2 protein-coding genes are annotated in these 1,928 nt (G+C 75.0%); both read right to left on the reverse strand.

Annotated elements, in window-relative coordinates; translation table 11 throughout:
* Window positions 1–914: type III PLP-dependent enzyme domain-containing protein (locus tag C1I98_RS38420; RefSeq protein ID WP_111172129.1), on the reverse strand; the 914-nt coding region annotated here is incomplete at its 3' end.
* Window positions 911–1,928, reverse strand: a 1,018-nt coding sequence (locus tag C1I98_RS38425; protein WP_306461953.1) for an IucA/IucC family C-terminal-domain containing protein, incomplete at its 5' end; no start/stop codon positions are given. The genes C1I98_RS38420 and C1I98_RS38425, both read right to left, overlap by 4 nt.

The raw sequence follows: 1,928 nt of genomic DNA on the forward strand, positions 1-1,928 counted from the left end.
TCGCCGGGGAGGGTGACGAAGGGCTGGTCGTGGCCCTTGGTGACCGGCGTGCGCAGGTGGTGGGTGCCGCCGGTGACGACGGCGAAGCGCCGGCCGTGGACGCGCTTCACGTCGAGCACGCGGGTCAGGTACCAGCCGCAGTAGGCGGTCATGGCCCGTCCCGGCTCGATGCGCAGGGTCTCGCCCTCGCGGCGCAGCTCGCGCAGCCCGGCGCCGTAGGCGGCCCAGTCGAAGCGGGCGGCGGGGTCGGTGTAGGAGACGGCCATGCCGCCGCCCAGGTTGATCTCGGGGAAGCCGAGGTCGCGGGCGCGGTCGAGGACGGCGCGGGCCAGGCCGAGGAGTTCGGGTGCGCCGAGCCCGCTGGCCAGGTGGGCCTGCACCCCGCACAGCCGTACGCACGGCTCGCCCTCGATCAGTTGCAGGCACTCGCGCAGGCCGTCGTCGTCCATCCCGAACGGCGTTGCGCCGCCGCCCATCGTCAGCGCCGCGCCCGCCACCGGCACGTCCAGGTTGAGCCGCAGCAGGATGTCCACCGGCCCGTCGCCGAGGGCCACCAGCCGGCGCAGCTCGACCAGGCTCTCCACGTGCAGCCGGGCCACCCCCGCCGCCTCCGACAGCTCCGCCACGGTCTTGCCGGGGCCGCCGAACGCCACCGGCACGCCCGGCGCGACCGCGCGCACATGGGCCAGCTCACCGCCGGAGGAGACCTCGAACCCGTCCACGAACGGGGTGAGCACCCGCAGGATCTCGGCGTCGGGGTTGGCCTTGACCGCGTAGTACAGCTCGACGCCGGCCATCGCCTCGCGCGCGGCGGCGGCGTGGGCGGCGAGCCCCGCCAGGTCGTAGACGTAGGCGGGCCGGTCGTGCGGCAGCCGTTCGGCGATGTCGCGCACCGCGGCCGGCAGCTCGATCATTTCCCCGGCTCCTTCCTGATACCCGCGCCGTCCCGGCCCGCCAGCGGGTTGGCGACGGGCACGTATCCGGCGGCCCGGTCGGCCGAGCGGGCCCACCGTACCGAAAGGTTGGCCTTGGCCGGCAGCGGCGCCCCGGCCAGCAGGTCGCGCATCCGCGCAGGCCACCGCCGGGAAGCGGCATAGGCCGACAATTCGTCGTAGGCCACGCCCCACAGTTCGGCCAGCAGCCGCTCGCCGTCGCCGCGCGCCGCGAGGGTGGCGGCGATCTCCGGGAGGTGGTTGACCAGCAGGCAGTAGGCCACGCGGTTCCAGCCCTGGTCGGCGGAGTAGGACAGCGCGGCGGCCACGGTGTCGGGCAGGCCGGTGAGGTCGTGCCTGCCGGTGGTGAGCTTGGCGCCCTCCAGGTCGCGGAAGACGGCCTCGGCGGGCATGCCGCAGGCGTCGGTGCCGATCAGGACGTTCTGGAGGTGGGCCTCAAGCACGACGCCGTGGGTGAAGTAGGCGTCCAGCACCGGGAGGGCCACCCGCCGGACGTACGCGGCCCACCAGCGGACCGGGTCGGCGGCCTGCCGTTCGCGTACGGCCTGGGGGAGCGGCCCGCCGGTCGCCAGGGTTGCGGCCAGCAGCGACGTGGACGGCGGCGAGACCCGCAGGATCACGCCGAGCCCTTCGAGCAGGCGGGTGCCGAGCGCGGCGCTGCGAAAGCCCGGCTCGGGCAGCCAGCGGGTGCCGGGGAAGCGCTCGGCCAGGTCGGCGAACACCGGCTCCAGGCGTTCGCTGAGGGCCACCGCGCCCTCCAGCTCGTACCAGGCGTTCTTGCGGACGCAGTTGGTGATCCGCACGTCGAGGCTGAACTTCAGGCACATGCCGGTGACCGGCTCGTGGACGGTACGCACCGAAGAGGTCGGCACCGCGGGCAGGCGGTCGTGCCCCAGATCCACCAGCCGCCCGTCGGCGAGCGGCCCGGCGAGGTCGGCGGCGAGCAGGTCGAGCTGCCAGGGGTGGGCGGGCAGC

It is taken from the genome of Spongiactinospora gelatinilytica (assembly GCF_003236385.1).
Classification (GTDB): domain Bacteria; phylum Actinomycetota; class Actinomycetes; order Streptosporangiales; family Streptosporangiaceae; genus Spongiactinospora; species Spongiactinospora gelatinilytica.